Below are 2,667 nucleotides of genomic sequence, written 5' to 3' on the forward strand. Positions count from 1 at the left end.
CGAGACACGAGGAATCTTGTCGGAAGCAGGCAGGACCATCTGCCAAGGCTAAATATCAGGGAGTGAGCGATAGTGGACCAGTACCGTGAGGGAAAGGTGAAAAGAACCGCGGGAGCGGAGTGAAATAGAACCTGAAACCGTATGCCTACAAGAAGTCAGAGCCCGTCAAAGGGTGATGGCGTGCCTTTTGTAGAATGAACCGGCGAGTTGTGATGGAGTGCGAGGTTAAGCGGGAAAACGCGGAGCCGAAGCGAAAGCGAGTCTTAATAGGGCGAGAGTAAGCCATTGCAGACCCGAAACCGGGTGATCTAGCCATGAGCAGGTTGAAGTTGAGGTGAAACTCAATGGAGGACCGAACCGACCACCGTTGAAAAGTTGGCGGATGACTTGTGGCTAGGGGAGAAATTCCAATCGAACCCGGAGATAGCTGGTTCTCCCCGAAATAGCTTTAGGGCTAGCGTCGTGGAAAGGATATCGGAGGTAGAGCACTGAATGTGTGATGGCCCCATCCCGGGGTACTGAATACAATCAAACTCCGAATGCCGATATCCTGTAGCGGCAGTCAGACCGTGAGTGATAAGGTCCATGGTCGAGAGGGAAACAGCCCAGACCGCCAGCTAAGGTCCCGAAATGCAGGCTAAGTGGAAAAGGATGTGGGGATGCCCAGACAACTAGGAGGTTGGCTCAGAAGCAGCCATCCTTCAAAGAGTGCGTAACAGCTCACTAGTCGAGTGACCCTGCGCCGAAAATGTACCGGGGCTAAGCCTGATACCGAAGCTGCGGATTTAAACCTAGTTTAAGTGGTAGGGGAGCGTTGCATACGGGTAGAAGCCGTACCGGGAGGGACGGTGGACTGTATGGAAGTGAGAATGCCGGTGTGAGTAGCGAGATGTAGGTGAGAATCCTACACACCGAAAGCCCAAGGATTCCAGGGGAAGGTTCGTCCGCCCTGGGTAAGTCGGGACCTAACGCGAGGCCGAGAGGCGTAGTGGATGGCAAGCAGGCGGAAATTCCTGCACCCGTATATGGAGCGAAGGAGTGACGGAGACGGCTAGTATGACCCTCTTAACGGATTGAGGGCGAAGCGAGGTACCTGATGGTTAGGCAAATCCGGCCATCGAAAGGGGAAGACGTGACAGGGAAGCGAACGTTTCGGCAAGTAGCGAAGCATATGAGGCCGGCTTCCAAGAAAAGCTTCTAAGCATATGCATATGCGGCCCGTACCAAAACCGACACAGGTGGGCAGGGAGAGTATCCCGAGGTGAGCGAGAGAACTGTTGCCAAGGAACTCGGCAAAATGGCTCCGTACGTTCGCAAGAAGGAGCGCTCATGAGAAGTGAGCCGCAGTGAAGAGGCCCAAGCGACTGTTTAACTAAAACACAGCTCTCTGCGAAGTCGCAAGACGAAGTATAGGGGGTGACACCTGCCCGGTGCCGGAAGGTTAAGAGGATCTGTTAATCGCGAGATGAAGCAGTGAGTTGAAGCCCCGGTGAACGGCGGCCGTAACTATAACGGTCCTAAGGTAGCGAAATTCCTTGTCAGGTAAGTTCTGACCCGCACGAAAGGTGTAACGATTTGGGCGCTGTCTCGGCAGCAGGCTCGGTGAAATCTTAGTACCTGTGAAAATGCAGGTTACCCGCAACTAGACGGAAAGACCCCATGGAGCTTTACTGTAGCTTGGTATTGGACTTTGGTCATGCATGTACAGGATAGGTGGGAGACGAAGAGACGTGTACGCCAGTATACGAGGAGTCGCCGTTGGGATACCACTCTTGTGTGATCGGAGTTCTAACCTGGTCCCTTGAAGCAGGGATGGGGAGAGTGCCAGGTGGGCAGTTTGACTGGGGCGGTCGCCTCCCAAAGAGTAACGGAGGCGCCCAAAGGTACGCTCAGATTGGATGGAAACCAATCGGCGAGTGCAAATGCAGAAGCGTGCTTGACTGTGAGAGCAACAACTCGAACAGGGACGAAAGTCGGGATTAGTGATCCGGCGGTGCCGAATGGAAGGGCCGTCGCTCAACGGATAAAAGCTACCCTGGGGATAACAGGCTGATCTCGCCCAAGAGTTCACATCGACGGCGAGGTTTGGCACCTCGATGTCGGCTCATCGCATCCTGGAGCTGGATTCGGTTCCAAGGGTTGGGCTGTCCGCCCATTAAAGCGGTACGCGAGCTGGGTTCAGAACGTCGTGAGACAGTTCGGTCCCTATCTGTTGTGGGCGAAGGAGATCTGAGGAGAGCTGTCCTTAGTACGAGAGGACCGGGATGGACCTACCGCTGGTGCACCAGTTGTACTGCCAAGTGCATAGCTGGGTAGCTAAGTAGGGAAAGGATAAGCGCTGAAAGCATCTAAGCACGAAACCTACTCCAAGATGAGATCTCCCATTCGTGAGAAGTAAGACCCCTTAAAGACGATAAGGTAGATAGGCCGGAGATGGAAGTGTAGCGATACACGGAGTTGACCGGTACTAATCGGTCGAGGACTTAATCAGGGAGTCTTTGGAATGTTGTTTAGTTTTGAGGGAGCGATCCTTCAAAGAAAAGATCCGGTGACGATAGCGAAGTGGACCCACCTGAACTCATACCGAACTCAGAAGTTAAGCACTTCCGCGGCGAAGATAGTTGGGCTTGCCCCTGCGAACATAGCTCGTTGCCGGGTCCTTTTTTT

The 2,667-nt window shown here is 53.7% G+C and carries 2 rRNA genes (1 of these 2 cut by a window edge); both read left to right on the forward strand.

The annotated features are described in order from the left end of the window. Positions 1 to 2,491: ribosomal RNA gene (locus HNQ43_RS09025) — 23S ribosomal RNA — on the forward strand; it begins 512 nt to the left of the window's first position. A 53-nt stretch (positions 2,492 to 2,544) separates the two neighbouring features. Beyond that, a 5S ribosomal RNA gene (gene rrf, locus HNQ43_RS09030) occupies positions 2,545 to 2,658 on the forward strand. Positions 2,659 to 2,667 lie beyond the last annotated feature (9 nt).

Source organism: Faecalicoccus acidiformans (genome assembly GCF_014202635.1).
Lineage (GTDB): Bacteria > Bacillota_I > Bacilli_A > Erysipelotrichales > Erysipelotrichaceae > Faecalicoccus > Faecalicoccus acidiformans.